The 1,796-nt window shown below is 38.8% G+C and carries 2 protein-coding genes; both read left to right on the plus strand.

All coding sequences use genetic code 11. The annotated features are described in order from the left end of the window. Positions 1–129: HHL1-like protein (locus H6F50_RS28125; RefSeq protein WP_347277206.1), on the plus strand; the 129-nt coding region annotated here is incomplete at its 5' end. A 282-nt stretch (positions 130–411) separates the two neighbouring features. Then, a partial coding sequence (locus H6F50_RS25900) for an AAA family ATPase (protein ID WP_190430922.1) occupies positions 412–1,796 on the plus strand: 1,385 nt, incomplete at its 3' end.

A 1,796-nucleotide genomic window follows, 5' to 3' on the forward strand; every position in this document is an offset into this window, starting at 1 on the left:
AAGGGTTCTGAATATGCAGATGAGCCAATCCAAGTTGCCGTTCCTCCTCAGCCATCTGTCCCGAACGCGATTCAAGCAACGATCGATAAGCTGAAGAATAGCTTCTCTGGGCTATTGAAACGGGGTTAATTTTGTTGTTTAGTGCAAGGATGCGATCGCTCCGCTGGTATGTGCATAAGCCCTTCTCGCATAGAATATGCCGTTTTTAACGGCTGTTTGCGTAGTCGAGAAGAAAACGCGATCGCATCCAACTCACTTTTGCCACTGCCAGTTGAGCAGACGCTAAACTTTAAAAGGAACTTGACCCATGTCCTTAAGAAGCGGTCAATACCCTAATACGAAAAACCTCGCTCTGAGGACAATCAGATAGGTTTAAGGTTTCAATGAGTGCCGTGGAGAGGAAGAACACAATTGAACTTCAACCCTGAGCTTTGCCGAAATGAGAGTGAAGTAGAAAGTAAACTCATCGTTCAATATCTGCTGCCACAGCTAGGATATACTCCAGAAACTTGGCATCAAGAGATTGCCGTTGGCAGTATTCGATTAGACTTTTTGGCATTTGCAGCGCAAGTCATCCCATTTGTGTTGGATGACAACTCGCCATTAAGCGTTGTAATGGAAGCAAAGCATCCCAATCAAAACTTAAATAGACATACTGGCAGACTCAATCGCTACTTAATGAGTTTGAATGTAGAATATGGATTGTTAACAAATGGCAAGGAACTCAGAATTTATAAAAAAAATCAGGATAATATTCAGCTAGTATTTCACTGTTCCGGCAGAGAGATTAGCTCTAAAATAGACAATATAAAAACTATTATTGGTAGAAATAACTTAAATGAAAAAACTACTGAAGATCCAACCAATATCAAAATTAATCTTGAAAACGCTCAAAATGAACCTTTGGTAGAGGAAAAAACATTACAACCTGAATTAATTAATTCTCAACTCAGATCCACACCAATTATTCAACAAAAAAGGCAACATACTGTGAAAACAATTGCGGTTTACCACAACAAAGGCGGCGTAGGCAAAACAACAACCGTTGTTAACCTAGCCGCTGCTATCAGAAAGAAAGGCAAAAAAGTCCTGATTGTTGACTTAGATAGTCAAGCTAACACTACCTTTGCCGCAGGTTTAGCAAAATTTGATGATGAAGAACTAGATGAGCTAAAAGATTGCAATGTTCGTCATCTATTGAGGTCAGAAGAGTTTTACCCTATAAACGAAGTTGCTAAGAAATCTCAGTATAGTAACCCTGAAATTGATGTGTTGCCTTCCCACATCAGTTTAATGCAATACGAAATTGAGCTAAACCAACAAGATTCTAGTAAACTAATGCTCCTGCAAAAACTAAAAGCAGTAGAGGCTCAATACGATGTTGTAATTATTGATACGCCACCATCTTTAAACCTTTATGCCAGAATTGCTCTAATCACCGCTGACTATCTAATTATTCCTTCCGATCTAAAACCCTTTGCTAATCAAGGGTTAGTAAACGTCAAGGATTTTGTTAAAACAAATAATGAGTTCAGAAAATTTCTCAATAAACCAGCTATTGAAATATTAGGTGTTCTTCCTAGTAAAATATCTACGAATTCAAGATTTGTTCAATATACTTTACCACGGCGCTTAGAGGTAATTCCCAAACGCTACGATTTGAAAGTAATGGAAAGCGTTATTTATGAAAGAGAGGAGCTGGCAAAGTGTACCGAAAAAGTTCAGATTGTAGGTAACATGGAAATACCAGATCCAATCTCGGTGCTTGATTTCAAGCCGGATTCTACCTCCGCTCA

The sequence above is a fragment of the Coleofasciculus sp. FACHB-712 genome, assembly GCF_014695635.1.
Classification (GTDB): domain Bacteria; phylum Cyanobacteriota; class Cyanobacteriia; order Cyanobacteriales; family FACHB-T130; genus FACHB-T130.